Source organism: Staphylococcus sp. SUC_1.2, assembly GCF_026222585.1.
Genome location: NZ_JANJPM010000008.1, coordinates 23,683 through 41,240, shown reverse-complemented (window position 1 = coordinate 41,240; position 17,558 = coordinate 23,683). Strand labels below are relative to the sequence as shown.

Sequence of the window (17,558 nt, the reverse complement as noted above, 5' to 3'; positions counted from 1 at the left end):
TCACTCTCCACCCTTTCTTTAGTACACGTCACGTTGATAACGTTTATCTTTTTTCATTTGTTTTAAGTAGCTTTCAGCATCTTCTTCAGTTAAATTTTGTTCTTTCACTAATACATTGCGAATAGCTTGATGTACATCTTTAGCCATATTTTTTTCATCACCACAAATATAGATAGATGCACCTTTTTCTAACCACTCATTAAATTCTTTACTATGTTCAGCAATGCGATGTTGTACATATACTTTTTGATCTGTATCACGGGAGAAAGCGACATTCATTTTTTCAAGAACACCATCTTTTAACCATTCTTGCCATTCTGTTTGATATAAGAAATCAGTAGTAAAGTGTTGATCGCCGAAGAATAACCACGTATTACCTTTATAACCATATTCTTCACGTTCTTGCATATGTGCTCTAAATGGCGCAATTCCTGTACCAGGTCCTATCATAATAACAGGCGTATCTCCATCTTTAGGAAATTTAAAGTTTGGATTACGTTTAAGATAAATTGGAACAGTATCTCCTGGTTGAATACGTTCAGCAAATTGAACGGAACATACACCTGAACGATCTCTACCGTGTGTATTATATCTTACTGCACCAACCGTAATGTGAACTTCATCAGGTAATGATTGATAACTACTTGATATAGAATATTCTCTAGGAGGTAATTTTCTAAGGATTTGATATAAATCTTCAGGTTCTAATTCTTCAGGTGGGAAATCATTGAGTAAATCAATAAAATCTCTACCTTCAATATAATTTTGTATCCACTCACTATCTTGAACTTTGTCTTCTAACGCTTCATTATCAAAATATGCTGCTGCATTTTGAAGTAATGGTCTCGTTAATTTTGTAATTTCAAAGTAAGATGTTAATGCTTCTTCTAAAGAAATCGTATCTCCATCTTCTGAGATTTGAATTTGATCTCCCGGATCCCATCCTAATGTACTCATCAGTAATTCAACTAAAGCTGGATCATTTTGTGGTAAAACGACTAAGCAATCTCCTACTTCATATTCTTCACCAAAATTATCTAATAAGAATTCAATATGACGTGTTTCTTTATTAGATCCTCTACCATTTAAATTAATATTTTCTAATACTTCAGCTTGGTATGGATTCGCTTTTGAGTATTTTTTCTCTTTCGCAGATTTAATTGATTCACTTACAACTTGTTCACTTTGTGTACCTTCAGGTGCTGAGTCAATAGTATTAATGACATTAGCCATCCATTTTTCGGCATCTTCTTCATAATCCACATCACAATCAACACGTTCATATAATCGTTCGGCACCAAGTTCTTCAAGTTTTTTATCAAAATCTTTACCTGTTTGACAGAAGAACTCATAAGTTTGGTCACCTAATGCAAGTACTGAAAATCTTACTCCCTCTAATTTAGGGGCTTTTCTACCATGAATAAATTCATGTAATTCGGCTGCATTATCCGGTGGATCTCCTTCACCTTGTGTGGAAGTAATAATAAATAAATCTTCAACATTTTTAAGATTTTTAGGTTTAAATTCATCCATGGCTTTTAACGTTACATTATGTCCAATATTTGAAAGACGTTCTTCAAATATTTCTGCTAAACCTTGTGCATTTCCTGTTTCTGAACCATATAATAATGTAATCGCTCGTTTTTCAGGTTGAATTGTTGGTTCATTTTGTTGAAGCATTGTTTCAGTATCCTTTGAAACAGCTCCTATTTGTGAACCTTGTGTGTCAGATGTTCCTGATGTAAGTTGTTGATTTGCGACTAAATAGCCACTTAACCATACTTTTTGTTCTGGTGTAAGTGTTTGTAATAATTCATTAATTTGTGTGGCTTGTCCTTCAGTAAAAGGACTATTGGTAACACTTAGATTCAATTCATCCACCTCTATCATTTCAATCTTTATTTTATTTTAAAATACTTACTATCTCTATATTATGTAATCTATATTCGACTTTCCAGTAAAAATCGAATATAGAATATTTTTTAAATCCTTATCAGAATACTATGTTTTTTGTATAAAATTTTTTAAACCTTACATCACGGTTTATCTGCAACATGAAGTCCACATTCTGTTTTTTCAAAACTTGACCAACGTCCTGCTCTGGAATCATCTGAATTGAATACTGGCGCTGTACAAGGAATACAACCAATACTTGGATAATGTTGGTCATGCAGTTCATTATAAGGTAAATCGTGCTGTTTAATATAATCCCAAACGTCATCTTCCGTCCAATAAATTAAAGGACATACTTTAATCGATTTAAAACGTTCATCTTTATTAATGAAATTTGTTTTAGCACGAGTCGGAGATTGATCTCTTCGTAGTCCCGAAATCCAGGCAATCGCCCCACCTAGTACCTCTTCTAAAGGTTTAATTTTACGAATATAACAACATTGATTTGGATTATTTTTCCATAATGCAGGATTGTATTTCTCAGCTTGTTCTTCAAGCGTCAATTCTGGTTTCTTCATTTCAATACGTAACTTAGGAAAACGTTCTTTTACTCTATCAATTAAATCGTATGTTTCTTGAAAATGTAAATCTGTATCTAAAAATACAATTTGAGCATCTGGTTTAATTTGATAAATCAAATTAATAAGTACCATGCTCTCTGCCCCAAAACTACATGAGTAAACGATATCTTCACCATACGTAGTATAAGCCCATTTTAAAATTTCATAGGCACCCTTTGTCGCGTCGTCAGTAGAAATGGAGTCAATAAATGGATCACCATCAAAACTCTCATACGTTATCTTTGATACTGACATAAACCTATGGTCCCTCCTCAGTATTTACAAATTTATTAATCTAATACCTATCAGAATTGTCAGAATAATATGCTAATACTTTAACGAGTTTTGAGGAGAAAGTCAAGAAAGTTTAGGGAATATTTGCTTTAAAATAAAAATACATTTTTTATTCGAACTAAAAAAATAATATTAATAAAAAAAGTGCAATATCCTATTATGGACTCGCACTTTTTTATTAATATTCTGGAACCGCAAATATAAGTCCCACCTTATCTCCATCTAAATATACTACAATTTCATAACCATTTCCTTTGATATTGTTATAAACAATATCTCTAAAATTTCTTTTATCATAATTATTGTAATGACTTATAAATTCTTCTTCACTTATATTATTTGGAGCAATTCCCACTGAAGTGACAATCTTTTCTTTAGAGTGTGGATCGTAATTAACTGCCAAATCTCCATACTTAATAGATTCATAATCCATACCATCAATATGAATTTTTCCTGTTGATTTTCCAACTATCCTCTCAACTTCCTTTTCAGTCATTCCTGGCTTTATCCCCATATATCCGTTCAATGTATTTTTATGCATGAAATTTTCTAAGAAATCATCACTCATTACATTAATCTGTGGTGATTTCTTATTCTCTATCGTTTCTTTCCCTTCCTTATCAGGATCATTTGGAACTTTACCTTCTTCACTATCTTTTTTAGATACTTGATGCACTGGTGTATCTTTTTTAGGTGCATCTACTGGTCTGACAAAAAAGTAATAATACGTTGAACATGCTACGACAATCATTGCAATAACTAAAATGACAATTACAATAAAAGACCATTTTTTTCGCTTTGAATTAGTGATCATTTGATTTCTATATTGCTCAAATGCTTCTAGATCATTCCCACATTGATTACAAAAGCGTTGAGTTTCATGAATATGACTCCCACAACGTGGACAATATTTCATTTTATTACCTACTTTCACTTCTTGAGGTTAAATTCTTAGATGCTTGTGAATATGTTGATATCTGTTTTTATCTTTCAGCTAAGCACTGAATTTTTGCAATATGATTGCCATCAATATCAACTGCAACTAAATATCCGTTACTTTTATCATTGTTATAAATAATTTCAGTAGGTGTATAACTATCATATGAATAATAGCGACTTAAAAAATCATCTACTTTTACATTATCTGGGCTTACGCCTACTGCTATTACCTTACCTTCTTCATTATTAGGGCTATAATCTACTGTAATATTTCCATATTTCGTTGATTTCCATTTGAACCCTTGCACTTCCAATATGCCTGTAGGTTTACCTATTAATTTTTCAACTTCATTTTTTGTCATACCTACCTTAATACCATAATAGCCGTCTCTACAATCACTCTTTAAATATGTATTTTCAAAATCTTCGGACATCACATCAATATTTGGAGACTTCATACGTGTCTCTTTATCATTTTTTTGTTTAGATTTTTTCTCTCCTTGTCTCACTGTCTTTTTGATGTCTTCTTTAGTTTTATGATGTGTGCTTGTCACTTCCTCACTCTTTACCATTTCTGGTTTCACAAAAAAGAAATAGTATGTTAAACCTCCAGAAATTAAAATAGCTACTATAAGTATTACGAATAAAATATATGACCACCTTTTGTTTTTTTGAGATGCCGCACTTTCATATAATTGAGTCTCTCTATATTGTTTAAAAGCTTTTAAATCACTACCACATTTATTACAAAATGATTGACCTTCTTTAATTTGATTTCCACATTGTGGACAAAATTTCATGATGTTACCTACTTTCTTTCTTATGATGCACATAATTCTGTTCGTGTTGTAGGTTGTCTGTGTCTTAGTTTAATCCATTCACACTTATATTTATTCATTATTTTAAATGACTTTAAAGATGTTTTCTATAAATTTATTATATTATATAAAAAAATAATAATGAAGTGTTTCTCACTTCATTATTACTAATTAGTTATTCTTTTCATAACGTACTTTTTGACGGTAACCATATGTGCTTTCTTTAATTAATTGATCATTAAGCAAACCTGCACCTATTGCTCCTGCAACAGTAGATATTGAGGTTGCAAACCAAGGAATACTTAAATAAAGTTGAACACTGGCTGGTCCTTTTAAACCTACTTGTTGTCCTAAGAATCCTGGAGGTAATAAAACAATCTCTGCTATTAAGAATAATGAATATAAAATCATATAATATATAACAATGGCTATAAATAAAGTCATGATAGTTGTTAAATTATATAACATTACAATTCTTTTATGCTTAGCTTCTTTTGTAGATTCCCATAAACCATGGGATACCATTATCCAAACGAGCATACCTAAAATTGCCATGATGGAAATTCCAAATAATCGCCATACAGAAAAATCAAGACCCATATTCCACATGGTTGAAAAAATCAATCCGAATGCACCTGTCGTAAAAGCAATCGCTACAATATTACTTAAACTTGCCATCATATTCAGTGGGTTATTCGCAAAGGTCATCCCACTGACAAGTCGCATCATTCCAAGACTACGTGAATTTGATAAATATCTTAAATGATTGTTTCCTGTTTCTTTTAAATGTACTTCAGTTTTCTCAATACGTGAAAAAGGAAATTGTTTATTAATTTCTTTCTTAACTCTATTATTGTCATCATAACCCACATGCGCTCTTTCAGAATAATGAAGTTCATTAATAATGGTTACGATAGCATGTTTAAAACGATTCTTTACAGGACGCCATCCAAAAGCAGGATATGAAAATATGGCAGCGCCATTTTTTTTATTAATATCTAAAGCAAGTACGTTTTGATGATAGAACATAGGTAAGTCTGTAATTCCTACAATATAATCCCATTCTCTTTTATCATGATAATCTTGAATTTTTTTGAATATTTCTTCCACACTTTCCGCAAAACCAGTAAGAGGATCCACCACGAGATCAACTTGCCAGTCACGTTGGTGATTATCTTGTTCTGATAATATATTGGGTATGTCATCAATTAAACTTTGTGCTAATTTCTCTGTCACTCCTGGCGCCACCACGAGACCAATTGTTTTCTCTTCACTCATGTTGTTTCCTCCTCTCTATGATCTTGTTTTTTATGTTCATCTTGTTGATTATCATTATTTTGTTTATTGGATGCACTTTCTTCAACTTGTTGATTTGACGCATCATGAGAAGATGATTGAGCTTGTTCTTTTTCTTTCTTCTCTTGTTCTGCTTCTTTATAACGATGATATTGTCGATACGAATAAGTAATCTGACGAATCTTCTCTTCATTCTCTACAGTAGAACCCATTGCCCCAGCAAGTAAACCTAGTGAAGATACAAACCATACTAATTTTACATAATTTATAAACGTAAAATGAGGATGTGCACTAGTCCATTGATTAAATAAACTTGGTGGAACAAACAATGATACACTTATCGCTAATAAAAGATATAAAATAATATAATTTAAAAGTGTAATAATAAATAATGTGAATATGGTAGTGAAATTATAAATATAGCGATACACACGTTGCGATTTAGCTGTTTTACGTTCAATCAATTGATGTGCATAGAGTAACCAGCCTGTCATACCTAGGATAGCAATAAGCATAAGTATAATAAATCTTACTATGGAGTACTGTATACTCAGTTCCCAAGGCATGGAGAAAATCGATACATAAGTCCCAGTTGCAAAAGCAACTGAAATAATCTTTTTGAAATTAAAAATATTTTTCCATGGTTCATTTGCACGTGTTAACCCTAAAATAAGTTGAATCCAACTGAGAATAAACCATCGATGAATATAACGTTGCTTTGGCGTTTCATCTTCATTTGGTTCTACTGCTTTAGGATGTATAAGCGGATGAATCTTGGGAGCCACTCTTGAAGTTGAATAATACAATTGTTCAATAATAGAAGTTAAACTATTTCTTAATTTTCGTCGTAGGTCTATCCAACCTAATGAAGGTAAAGATAGCATCGCTACTTGTTTATCATTATTAAAATCACTAATCACTACTTTATTTCCAGAAATACTTGGTAAATCTGTAATACATACAACAAAATCCCAATCATGTTTCTCTTTCATTTTTGCCGCTTTATCAATACTTTCATGTACATCTTCAGCTGAGCCAATCATTAAATCAACGTGGAGCTGAAATACCCATTCTTGTTGATCATTCACACGTTGATTCAGCTGTTCTTTTACATCTGGAATAACAGCTTCTACGTGTTTATGAGATACACCCGGTGAAGGTATCAAACCGATTTTGTGCATTGTGTTATCCTCCTTTCTTTATAAATATATAAAGTAAGGTGTACGTCGAAAAAGTCTACTCTTTTCAAACGTACACCTATTTATAAATAATTATTTAGCAAGTACAAGTGGTGAAAAGATAATGTAAGCAAGTACTACTAAACCTAGAACAATACCGCCTGTAATATATCGATATTTCCAAGGTGTCAGATCCACTTTAGCTTTATTAGTATTTAAGTCAAACGTATTGGAAGGTTTAAATTTATTAAAGACAAGTATAATAGCTAAATCAATAAAGAACATAAAACTAAAAGTATATAGATAATTTAATTGTGGCACCATAAAACTAATTGCAGCATATAACACAATGTGTGTAACTAAAGCTACTTTAGCGCCTAGTTTAGATGTATGCTTAGAATAAAATGCAACTAAGACCAATGCAAGTACTGGCATACTATATACACCATTGAACTGTTGCACAATCGCATATAATCCACTTGGGAAAAGGGCAATAAGTGGAGATATACCTACTACAATAATGCCAATCACAACTGTCGCGATATGACCGACACGTGCAATATGTTGATCTGAAGCACGCTTACCAAAAATAGGTTTATAAAAGTCTAAAGTAAAGAGTGTTGTTGTACTGTTTAATGATCCAACAAATGAACTTAATATGGCTCCAAAAATAACTGCTCCGAATAGACCATAGCCCCAATCAGGTAAAATCGCCTGAATCAATGCAGGATAAGCATTATCATTAGATGTTATACCCCCATTGAAATAATTATATGCAATAACACCAGGAATCACCGTAAAAATAGGACCAAATACTTTAAATAAACTTAAATATATCGCACCTTTTTGTGCTTCTTTTAAATTCTTACCAGCTAATGCTTTTTGTACAATCATTTGGTTCGCACACCAAAAGAATAAATTATTAAAAAACATACCAAAGAATAACGTTGGCCATGGAACAACATCTGAATCAATGGCCCCAAAAGCGTTTAGTTTTTCAGGCGTACGTTGGACCATATGGTCGAATCCTTTTACAAAATTCCCATCACCTAAATGATGTAAACCTAAAATTGTAATAATCAAACCACCTATAATTAATCCGACACCATAGATTGAATCACTAAATGCACTCAGTGATAAACCACCAATGAATAAATAGATAACACCTACTGCACCAATGACAAATGCAATAATAATTGTTGCTGTTGCATCACTTACTCCTAAGTATTTCCCAATATTAAACATTTTATTAAAAATTAATGAACCAGAATACAAGACAACGGGTAAAAATGACACAACATAAGTAAAAATAAACAATATAGAAACGAAGCGTTTAGTAAAGGTACCATAACGCATTTCAAGTAATTCAGAAATGGTATCCACACCGTACCTTAAATATTTGGGTAAGAATATCCATGCAAGTAAGACAACGGCTACAGCAGCTGTGACTTCCCAAGCCATAACTTCCATACCCTTGCCATAACTTTGACCATTCTGTCCTACAATTTGTTCTGTAGATAGATTGGTCATAATAATTGTTGAGGCAATCGTAAATCCTGTTAAACTATTGCCTCCCATAAAATAGCCACCTGCACTATCAGTCTTTATTTTCCTTGAACGCCAAAATGCATAAAGGCTGACTCCAATAACAACGGCTAAAAATAAAATAATTGCTAACCAATTCATAATAAATGTCGATCTCCTTATTTTTTAAAATAAAAAAACGTTAAACTTTCATTTAACGTTGGATAACTAATCTATTCTATGATGTACATGTCTTGTGCCTTATTTATTTTAAACACAGAATATCTAATTTTCAATTATCATATTTAAATTTATTATATAAATAAATTATATAAAATATTATCTTTAAATTTGATGATATTTTTTATGTTGTTGAATATTATATGGAAGCGCTTGACTTCTCATAATAGAAGTCATAAAGTGAAACTATAGTTAAATCATATGCACTAGGGGTGTTTTAAAACTGAGATGAGGTGTAACCTCAAACCCTTTGAACCTGAACTAGCTTATACTAGCGTAGGAAAGTGTCGTATAAAATAAGATAACCTGTTGAGATGTGTCAAACTGTTCTCAATAATGATATATCTATTTTAATGCAACTTTCCTAATGTGAAGGTTGCATATTTTTTTGCTGTAAATGAAGTAAATGGAGGCACGATATTTATGACGAGAACAGTATTAGTAACTGGAAGTAGCCGTGGTTTAGGTGCGGTCATTGCAAAAACATTAGCTAAACAAGGATTTGAAGTTATCATTAATTACAATCAAAGTCGTGAAGCAGCTGAACAATTAGCACATGAGATTGGTGAAAATGCCATTGCTTTACAAGCAGATGTCACACAACGTGACGAAGTCGATCGTTTAGTTAATGAGGCAACACATCATTTTGGAAAAATTGACATTGTTGTCAATAATGCATTAGTTAATTTTAAATTTGATCCAAATGCGCAAAAGGCATTTAAAGACTTATCATGGGAAGACTACCAACAACAAATTGATGGTACACTAAAAGGCGCTTTTAATGTTACTCAAAGTGTCATTCCACAATTTATAGAGCGTGGTTCTGGCACCATTGTAAGTATTGGCACAAACTTATATCAACATCCTGTTGTACCATATCATGAATACACAACAGCTAAAGCTGGGTTGATTGGGTTCACACGTAATATTGCAGCCGAATTAGGGCAATATGGTATTACTGCTAATGTAGTGTCAGGAGGATTGCTTAAAACAACTGATGCTAGTGCCGTCACTACACCAGACGTTTTTGATTTAATTGCACAGACTACGCCATTACGTAAAGTGACTACCCCACAAGATGTTGCTAATATGGTTGCTTATTTAAGTAGCGAAGCAGCAGATGGTATGACTGGTCAAAATATTACTGTCGATGGTGGTTTAACCATGAATTAATATATAACTGGTCTTCCTTATCTTAGAATAGAAATAAAATGAACATTGGAGTGAGAAATTAAATTGACTCATCAACATCAACTTCATCTCGGTGTATTAATCTATGGATGTGGTCATCATCAAGCTGCTTGGCAACTTCCCAATTCAAGTATTGAACGTATCGGTGATATTCAATACTATCAAGAATTAGCTCAGTTATCTGAAAAAGGGTTGTTAGATGTAGTCTTTTTCGCAGATAATCAGTCTTTTATCCCTAGCTATACTTCTATGCCAAGTTTTTGGTTTGATCCACTGATTAACTTAACTGCTATATCTCAAGTCACACAACATGTTGGATTAGTTCCTACCATTTCAAGTACATTTTCTAATCCATTCACTGCAGCACGTCAGTTACTTAGTTTAGATCATATTAGTGGTGGACGAGTGGGATGGAATTTAGTCACTTCCATGACAGATGCCGAAGCTCAAAATCACAGCATGGACCATCTACCCAATCATGATGAACGCTATAAGAAAGCAGAAGAGTTTGCTCAAGTCATGAATGGATTGTTTGATTCTTGGCATACTGAAGATTTCAAACCAAATCGGCATCATCATACAATGATAAATCGCAATATCAAACCGCTTCACCACAATGGCAAATATTTTCAAGTTCATGGACCATTAACAACACCAAGTAGCATTCAAGGAAAACCTGTGGCGATGCAAGCAGGTGCATCTAAACAAGGTATTGCATTAGCTACAAAATATGCAGATGCAGTATATTCTGTTTCTTGGAATATGAAGCAAGCAAAACGTTATCGCGAGCGCTTAGATAGTGAAATGGCACAACATGACCACAAGCGTTATATTAAAGTCTTTCCTGGACTAGTCACTTATGTAGGTCATACACATGAAGAAGCATTGAAAAAGAAAGCAAAACTTGATCAACGACTTCCTATCAAAGCCGCTTTAAAGCAACTCAGTTTTTTCATTCAACAAGACTGTAGTCAGTGGGAATTAGATGCTCCTGTGCCTAAACTACCTTCTTTAGAAGAGTTTAACGGTCCCGTCGGTCGATATGAAACCATCTTAGAAATTATTCAAGATAAGCAACCTACTGTCAGAGAACTGCTAAGTTACCTTAATGCGGGGGGTGGACATCTGACACTCATAGGTACGCCAAAAGAAATTGTAGATGAAATGGAACGCTGGTTTAATGCGGGTGTTGCAGATGGATTTAACTTAATGCCACCTTCTTTACCAGATAGTTTAGACGACGTGGTTACACTCATTGTACCTGAATTACAACGTCGTGGCTTATATCGACATCAGTATAAAGGTTCTACACTAAGAGAACACTTAGATTTAATTTAATATTAAAATCATTTATCTAATATATTTTATCCAAACCATATAGTAGAAATTGTAGAAATTAACGTAAAAAGCGATGGTATTAACTTAGGAATACCATCGCTTTTATATATCATATTATTAATATTTGTATGGATCGTTATCTTTTTCTTCTTGAAGCTTTCTTGCTTCATCTTGAATAAAATCATTACTTCGTTTATTCGTTTTATGATTTGAATAACGTTGATCACGATAGTCGTCATCATTTGAATCATTTACGTGTGTATCGTGGTATCTTTCATTATTATTGTCCGCTGCTTGATTTTTATTTGAATAATGATCTTTAATATAACGTTGTTGTTGTCTTTCTTCTTCTTCATTCAAAATGAATGCATTATTATTTGCATTTACATCATGATGGTCTCTTCTGTAATGATCATTATAACCGCCATTGCCATACATGTCATGCTTAGGTTTACGAACAAGTAACATAATACCAGCAATTAACCATAAAATTAAACTAATCCAGTTTGTAGCAATCGCTAAAATACCTGCAATAATTAATAAGATACCTGCAAGTTTAGGTTTTTTATTAATTAAAATACCGCCAATAATTGCAAGAATTAATGGGATGAACGCGCCCCATGTAAAGAAATTAAATAAACCACCTAATGCATCCATACCATTATTTATTTCTGTTATAGAAACCTCATTGCCTTGTTTTTGTGTTTCATTAATAATTTGTTCTTTAAAATCAGCATTACCAATAAAGGGTTTAATCATTAAAAACATAATTGCAACTAATGCTTGAATCGCAACACCTATCCAAGTAAGAACGTGTTCCCCTGTACGTTTAATGTTATTGTTACTATTTCTATTTGTTGTATCATCATATTGTTTTACCATTATTCCGCCTCCTTTTTTTATCCTTATACCCTACTGCCTAAAGTCTTACACTCATTTATATATAAGAATGAGGATTTCTTTTTACTAATATATCAACGATGAATGAGACGATAATATACACGAGACGTCATTACATACATCAAAGCATAGATTATCATTACAAACACTAAGACACCGATATAAGTTGTTAAAAATAATTTTATATCATTAACATCTAAAATACCAAGCAAAGTATAAATCATTTTAGAAGCACATAGTACATGTATCATAGATATTATAATAGGTAAAGTAAAAATAATAACTACTTGGTCATTAATAACAGATTTAATTCGTTCTTCTTCTAAACCTACTTGACGCATAATTCGATAGTTTTTTCGATCTTCATATCCCTCAGCAATATTCTTATAATACATCATCGTAAATGTGCCAATCATTAAGACTAAAGAAACAATAGTTCCAACAAAAATGAGACCACCATAAATATCAAACATTTCCTTATTTAATTCATCTTTTTTATCAATTTGAATATCATATTGTTTCATTAATTGAGACTCAATATGGTCTATGGATTGTGTATCTTTTGTTTTAAGATTAAAAGCAATGTATGAGTTAATATCTGCTGTTGTTTGATAATAATGAATCAATTGACGTTGTTGATTTACATTATGAGTAACAAGTGTGACTGCACCTGGAACTGGAAATGAAAAATGATCACCTTTTAACTGATTTGTTTTAAATGTTTGATTCATTAATTTGATATGGTCTAATTTTTGAAACATGAAATGATTCGCTAATATTCCCATTTCATTATGTTTCAGTCGCAGGTGCGTATGATTGATTGTATTGTAATCTTTCTGATTCATTACAATTAAATATACACTATTTAAATCCAATGGACTGTTCTCATTATCTCGCTTTACAAATGAACCCTTCTTATAAGTGACTGCAACACTTCCACTTGTATATTCTCTGAAAGCATCAACATCAGCATGTCTCTTAATCTCATTTTCTAGCTGACGTACTTTGTGTTTGCTCGTAGTACTATGATGCACATCTCCACTCAATTCAATACGATATTGTGTTGGCATTAAATGATTCGCACGTTGGTCTACACTACGATATGTAGCAACGCTCATTCCTAGAGTCACAATAAGAAAAGTACATAGCATGGTTAAACTAGCCAAACCAATAGAATTAGAATTCATTCTTGAACTTAAACCAGAAATAGTAAAAAAATATTTAGGTCGATAATAAACACTCGGAATCTTTTGAAGCCAATCTATCACTAAAACACTCAATGATATAAATAAGCAATACGTTCCTATTGTCACTAAAATAAGAGCAATAAAAATATTACGTAGAGAAACCAAAATAAGTGTATCTTTTAAGGCAATCATATAACTATCAACAACAGTTATGATCCCAACAATCAATAAGACATAGAGTAAAGGTTTGGGCCATTGTTTTTCCGTTGGATGTTGCTGCTGTATTAACTTAATAGGACTTTGAAAAGTGATTTTTATATTATTAACAATAAATAAAAATAGCATCATTATTGCTAACATCAACAAGGTGTATCTCATTGCACTTATATCAAATGGATATTTTTTTAAAGAGACCTGCGTATAACCTAATATTCTATTTAACGACATATAAGTTAATGCACCAAATAAATAACCACCTATAATACTCAGACACCCAATGATAATATATTGATATATTCCTTCTATAAACAGCATTAACCTAAAATGCTTTTTTTCCATACCCAAAATCATATTCATGGCCAGCTCTTTTTGACGACGTCGCATAATAAAACGATTAGCATAAAGAATAAAAAGTAGTCCAAACAGACACATAAAAAAATTTCCGATACCAATAAAAACTGGAATAACATCACTATGCTTATGAATCGAAGCATTCATGTTTAAGGATAATAAAATAAATTCAATACCAAATAATGTACTGATTACTAGAATAAATGGAATCATAATATGTCGCTGTGTTTTAAAATTCTGAGTGACTAATGTCCAAAGCAAGCGAAAGGTCATTTTAATCACCTCTTTCGTGAAGCATTGCTAAACTATCAGCAATACGTTTTTGAAACTCTGATTGTAGTTCCTCCCCTCGATAAATTTCATGATATAAACGGCCATCTTTAATGAACAAAATACGTTTGGCATAAGAAGCATCCACAGCCGAATGTGTCACCATTAAAATGGTTTGCTCATTTTTATTAATATCTCTAAATAGTTCCATAATCGTTTTAGATGTTTTAGAATCAAGTGCACCTGTAGGCTCATCTGCGAGTAACAAATCCGGTTCATTAATCAGTGCTCGACAGATAGCCACGCGTTGTTGTTCTCCTCCTGATATTTCAAAAGGATATTTATTAAGCAGTGGTTCAATATGTAATTGATAACTTAAGCGATAGAGACGATGACGCATCATCTGATGTGAGCGATTCGCAAGTACAAGCGGCATTAAGATATTATCTTTATTTGTCATTGTCGGCAAAATGTTAAAGTCTTGAAAGACAAAACCTAAATGATCTCGACGGAAATATGCGATTTCTTTATTACGCAATTGACGGATATTTTGCTCGTCAATCGTTATCGTACCTTCAGTAGTTTTATCATAAGTTGCAATTAAATTAAGTAAAGTGGATTTCCCAGATCCAGATTCACCCATAATTGCTACAAATTCACCCCTATCCACATTAAATGAAATGCCATTTAATGCGGTAGTAGCATTCAGACCTCTCCCAAATGTTTTTTTTACATTATTCACGTCTAACAACATGATATCCATGCTTCCTTTCTTTTCATTAAACTCTTTAATTTATCACTTACTACTATCATAAAACAAAAAGAAACCAGTAACATTAATCATTTCTTAAAAATGTTACTGGTTGTCCTTACATTATTGAAAGTTTAATTATTTTCTGGGAAATGTATGTCAAATGTAGTTCCTTCATTGAGCGTTGAAGACACTTCTACTTTATGATGTAAATGTGCCGATATATGTTTAACAATAAATAATCCAATGCCACTTGAATGTTGATTAAGTCTTCCGTTATAGCCCGAGTAGCCTTTATCGAAGATTTTGGGAAGATCGGCTTTACTAATTCCTACACCATTATCTCGTATAGATAGCACACGATTTTCGTTGTTAAACGTAATCCAAATGTCTTTACCACGTGCATATTTCAAAGCATTATTAAGAATTTGTTCTATCATGATTGTACACCATTGAACATCAGTAAGTACTTCATCTTCACAACGTGTGTAATGAATGTTTGTTTTTTGGTCGATGAATTGAATCGAATATTTCATAATAAGAGGTTTAACGAGATCATTAATGACTACTTTCGAAAAGGACATATCCGTTTCTTGATTCATTAATTTTAAATAGCTAAGTGCAAGACTCGTATAGTTATCAATTTGTATAATTTCTTGACGCACGCGATTCACTACATTATCTTCATTTCTTTCTAAAAGGAGTTTCGAAGCGGTAATAGGTGTCTTCATTTGATGCACCCATGTTAAAAAATAGTTCTCAACATTGACTTGGTATGCAGATTGTTCATTTTTTACACGTTGTAATTCATCTTCTAAGTCAGCAACTTCTTCTTTTAAAGACACTGCTTCTTGAAATCCACTAAGTTGAATCAACCAAAAAATAATCATTATGAAAAGAATAATTGCCATACCTAGAAAGAAGGCATTGAAAGGCAAATTAAAAAGAAAGAAAATCACCAAAAAAAGTAATAGAAATAATGCTACTATCATCATTTGATGACGTATCGATTTTATAAATGCTTTTAACATCATATTTACACCTTATATCCTACATTTTTCTTTGTCTCAATGAAATCAACAATACCGATAGATTGCAGTTTTTTACGTAGGCGTGTCATATTTACTGCTAACGTATTATCATCAATAAAATTCTCCGATTCCCAACATTTTTCAATAATTGCTGTACGATTGACATATTTTCCTTCATTTTGAAATAATTTATTCAAAATTTGTAGTTCAGTAAACGAAAGTTGTACAGAGTCATTGTTGTAGTATAGTGTGGCTTCATCAACAACGAGCTTACACCCTTTAACAGTCATCTCATTATTTGAAACCGTTAAATCATATGTTCTACGAAGCAATGCTTGAATTTTCGCTATAGTAAGTGACAAATTAAATGGCTTTTCAATAAAGTCATCTCCACCCATTTGAATTGCCATAATTTGATCCATATTATCAGTACGCGAACTAATGAAAATAATTGGGACATTAGATACTTTACGTATCTCTTGGCACCAATGATAACCATTAAATGTAGGTAAATTAATATCTAATAACACAAGTTCAGGTTCTGCAGTTTTAAATTCTTCAAGAATATTATCAAACTGCTTAGCAATACTCACTTCATAGTTCCAATGTGAGAGTTCATTCCCTAGACTTTCTGCAATGACGACATCATCTTCGACAATCAATACTTTCATTTTTTTCATCCTTTATTTTGCGTCATGATCATTATTGTCATTAGGATTAGACATTTTATTTTTTTCTTGTTCAAATTTATTTTCTTTATGTTTTGTTTTTTTCTTACGTTTTCTTTCTTCCATAATAGATAATGCGATAAATACAACTATCAGTAAAGGAGATAACATTACGAATATCATTATTGATTCACCTCTATATATTTATTAATGACATGATTTCTTTAACTTTATTTTAACGCTTTTTCTTTAAATTGAATATATTCGAGATTAACTGTTTCATAAAAAAGTAAGGAGCGAGATTCGAATTCATTTTGAATACGCCGTCTCACTCCCATGCTTCTTTTACTTTTAATCTTCTTTATTTAAAATATACTTTCTAATATCTTCTATGGTGATCGCTTCTTTAATTTGTCTTTTGATATCATTGATTTTTGCTGTTCTTCCCATACTTCCTGCCCAACTTTTAGGACTATGCTGTTCCCAATTATCTAATTCTTTAAATAGTTCTTGTAATGTTGTCATATGTTTACCACCTTTTTTTAATTTGGGTAAATAAAATAGCCCTCCTTAAATAAGAAGCGCTTGTCGACATCTTCTTATCTTTCAGGAAATCCTGTTGGATGTAGCACCTCACGCAAAGCGCAGTTGCTGAAGTTTCATAGGGCCAATTCCCTCCACTTACTCTTAATAAGATTAAACTATTTTATTTAATACTATTATAACATACATTTTCAATTCTTTATATTAAATTAATTTATTAAATCATAGAATAGGATAAGTTAATAATTTTTTACAATACCTTAAACTAAAGTTTACTAAATACTTACTTCAAATCAAATAAAGTTTC

At 32.0% G+C, this 17,558-nt stretch carries 16 protein-coding genes and 2 riboswitches; of the genes, 2 read left to right on the top strand and 14 right to left on the bottom strand.

The window, feature by feature from the left end; all coding sequences use genetic code 11:
- Nucleotides 1-18 precede the first annotated feature (18 nt).
- The 7 genes from NR218_RS04245 to NR218_RS04215 all read right to left on the bottom strand — a co-directional run bounded on the left by NR218_RS04245 (nucleotide 19) and on the right by NR218_RS04215 (nucleotide 8,724).
- Nucleotides 19-1,872: an assimilatory sulfite reductase (NADPH) flavoprotein subunit gene (locus NR218_RS04245; protein WP_049419645.1), complete on the bottom strand. Its 1,854-nt coding sequence runs from the start codon at nucleotides 1,870-1,872 to the stop codon at nucleotides 19-21.
- 164 nt (nucleotides 1,873-2,036) lie between these two features.
- Nucleotides 2,037-2,768: a phosphoadenylyl-sulfate reductase gene (locus tag NR218_RS04240; RefSeq protein ID WP_049379416.1), complete on the bottom strand. Its 732-nt coding sequence runs from the start codon at nucleotides 2,766-2,768 to the stop codon at nucleotides 2,037-2,039.
- 217 nt (nucleotides 2,769-2,985) lie between these two features.
- On the bottom strand, nucleotides 2,986-3,723 hold the full coding sequence (locus tag NR218_RS04235) for a zinc-ribbon domain-containing protein (protein WP_049419646.1): 738 nt from the start codon (nucleotides 3,721-3,723) through the stop codon (nucleotides 2,986-2,988).
- A 67-nt stretch (nucleotides 3,724-3,790) separates the two neighbouring features.
- A complete protein-coding gene (locus NR218_RS04230; RefSeq protein WP_265848398.1) occupies nucleotides 3,791-4,546 on the bottom strand; it encodes a zinc-ribbon domain-containing protein in 756 nt (251 codons plus the stop codon).
- Between the two features lie 189 nt (nucleotides 4,547-4,735).
- Nucleotides 4,736-5,842: a 5,10-methylene-tetrahydrofolate dehydrogenase gene (locus tag NR218_RS04225; protein WP_265848397.1), complete on the bottom strand. Its 1,107-nt coding sequence runs from the start codon at nucleotides 5,840-5,842 to the stop codon at nucleotides 4,736-4,738.
- Nucleotides 5,839-7,041 (bottom strand): 5,10-methylene-tetrahydrofolate dehydrogenase, encoded by a 1,203-nt coding sequence (locus NR218_RS04220; RefSeq protein WP_265848396.1) that lies wholly within the window; start codon nucleotides 7,039-7,041, stop codon nucleotides 5,839-5,841. Before NR218_RS04220 ends, NR218_RS04225 begins: the two co-directional genes overlap by 4 nt.
- A gap of 90 nt (nucleotides 7,042-7,131) precedes the next feature.
- Nucleotides 7,132-8,724 carry a solute:sodium symporter family transporter gene (locus NR218_RS04215; protein ID WP_265848395.1) on the bottom strand — a complete coding sequence of 531 codons (1,593 nt, stop codon included), beginning with the start codon at nucleotides 8,722-8,724 and terminating at the stop codon, nucleotides 7,132-7,134.
- Nucleotides 8,725-9,000: 276 nt separating this feature from the next.
- A riboswitch (TPP riboswitch) is annotated at nucleotides 9,001-9,102 on the top strand.
- A 123-nt stretch (nucleotides 9,103-9,225) separates the two neighbouring features.
- On the opposite strand from NR218_RS04215, the gene NR218_RS04210 reads away from it, so the two are divergent.
- Both NR218_RS04210 and NR218_RS04205 read left to right on the top strand, forming a co-directional pair.
- A complete protein-coding gene (locus tag NR218_RS04210; protein ID WP_145433626.1) occupies nucleotides 9,226-9,975 on the top strand; it encodes a 3-oxoacyl-ACP reductase in 750 nt (249 codons plus the stop codon).
- Between the two features lie 63 nt (nucleotides 9,976-10,038).
- A complete protein-coding gene (locus tag NR218_RS04205; protein ID WP_070582677.1) occupies nucleotides 10,039-11,331 on the top strand; it encodes an LLM class flavin-dependent oxidoreductase in 1,293 nt (430 codons plus the stop codon).
- Nucleotides 11,332-11,448: 117 nt separating this feature from the next.
- On the opposite strand, the gene NR218_RS04200 is transcribed toward NR218_RS04205, so the two are convergent.
- The 7 genes from NR218_RS04200 to NR218_RS04170 form a co-directional block, all read right to left on the bottom strand.
- Complete coding sequence (locus tag NR218_RS04200) at nucleotides 11,449-12,213, bottom strand: DUF4064 domain-containing protein (RefSeq protein ID WP_265848394.1); 765 nt, start codon at nucleotides 12,211-12,213, stop codon at nucleotides 11,449-11,451.
- Between the two features lie 92 nt (nucleotides 12,214-12,305).
- Entirely contained in the window at nucleotides 12,306-14,261 is a 1,956-nt protein-coding gene (locus NR218_RS04195) for an FtsX-like permease family protein (protein WP_265848393.1), read from the bottom strand.
- A gap of 1 nt (nucleotide 14,262) precedes the next feature.
- Nucleotides 14,263-15,012: an ABC transporter ATP-binding protein gene (locus NR218_RS04190; RefSeq protein ID WP_049382136.1), complete on the bottom strand. Its 750-nt coding sequence runs from the start codon at nucleotides 15,010-15,012 to the stop codon at nucleotides 14,263-14,265.
- Between the two features lie 131 nt (nucleotides 15,013-15,143).
- On the bottom strand, nucleotides 15,144-16,040 hold the full coding sequence (locus NR218_RS04185; protein ID WP_049382137.1) for a sensor histidine kinase: 897 nt from the start codon (nucleotides 16,038-16,040) through the stop codon (nucleotides 15,144-15,146).
- A 5-nt stretch (nucleotides 16,041-16,045) separates the two neighbouring features.
- Complete coding sequence (locus NR218_RS04180) at nucleotides 16,046-16,711, bottom strand: response regulator transcription factor (protein ID WP_002454771.1); 666 nt, start codon at nucleotides 16,709-16,711, stop codon at nucleotides 16,046-16,048.
- Between the two features lie 12 nt (nucleotides 16,712-16,723).
- Nucleotides 16,724-16,891 (bottom strand): hypothetical protein, encoded by a 168-nt coding sequence (locus NR218_RS04175; RefSeq protein WP_002488268.1) that lies wholly within the window; start codon nucleotides 16,889-16,891, stop codon nucleotides 16,724-16,726.
- A 168-nt stretch (nucleotides 16,892-17,059) separates the two neighbouring features.
- A complete protein-coding gene (locus NR218_RS04170) occupies nucleotides 17,060-17,233 on the bottom strand; it encodes a hypothetical protein (RefSeq protein ID WP_176744383.1) in 174 nt (57 codons plus the stop codon).
- A gap of 71 nt (nucleotides 17,234-17,304) precedes the next feature.
- Nucleotides 17,305-17,405, bottom strand: a riboswitch (SAM riboswitch).
- Nucleotides 17,406-17,558 lie beyond the last annotated feature (153 nt).

Coding starts and splice junctions, on each gene's coding strand:
- NR218_RS04185 (WP_049382137.1), bottom strand. CDS start 16,040: ATGTTAAAAGCATTTATAAAATCGATACGTCATCAAATGATGATAGTA.
- NR218_RS04230 (WP_265848398.1), bottom strand. CDS start 4,546: ATGAAATTTTGTCCACAATGTGGAAATCAAATTAAAGAAGGTCAATCA.
- NR218_RS04190 (WP_049382136.1), bottom strand. CDS start 15,012: ATGTTGTTAGACGTGAATAATGTAAAAAAAACATTTGGGAGAGGTCTG.
- NR218_RS04195 (WP_265848393.1), bottom strand. CDS start 14,261: ATGACCTTTCGCTTGCTTTGGACATTAGTCACTCAGAATTTTAAAACA.
- NR218_RS04210 (WP_145433626.1), top strand. CDS start 9,226: ATGACGAGAACAGTATTAGTAACTGGAAGTAGCCGTGGTTTAGGTGCG.
- NR218_RS04200 (WP_265848394.1), bottom strand. CDS start 12,213: ATGGTAAAACAATATGATGATACAACAAATAGAAATAGTAACAATAAC.
- NR218_RS04180 (WP_002454771.1), bottom strand. CDS start 16,711: ATGAAAGTATTGATTGTCGAAGATGATGTCGTCATTGCAGAAAGTCTA.
- NR218_RS04220 (WP_265848396.1), bottom strand. CDS start 7,041: ATGCACAAAATCGGTTTGATACCTTCACCGGGTGTATCTCATAAACAC.
- NR218_RS04175 (WP_002488268.1), bottom strand. CDS start 16,891: ATGATATTCGTAATGTTATCTCCTTTACTGATAGTTGTATTTATCGCA.
- NR218_RS04225 (WP_265848397.1), bottom strand. CDS start 5,842: ATGAGTGAAGAGAAAACAATTGGTCTCGTGGTGGCGCCAGGAGTGACA.
- NR218_RS04170 (WP_176744383.1), bottom strand. CDS start 17,233: ATGACAACATTACAAGAACTATTTAAAGAATTAGATAATTGGGAACAG.
- NR218_RS04215 (WP_265848395.1), bottom strand. CDS start 8,724: ATGAATTGGTTAGCAATTATTTTATTTTTAGCCGTTGTTATTGGAGTC.
- NR218_RS04240 (WP_049379416.1), bottom strand. CDS start 2,768: ATGTCAGTATCAAAGATAACGTATGAGAGTTTTGATGGTGATCCATTT.
- NR218_RS04235 (WP_049419646.1), bottom strand. CDS start 3,723: ATGAAATATTGTCCACGTTGTGGGAGTCATATTCATGAAACTCAACGC.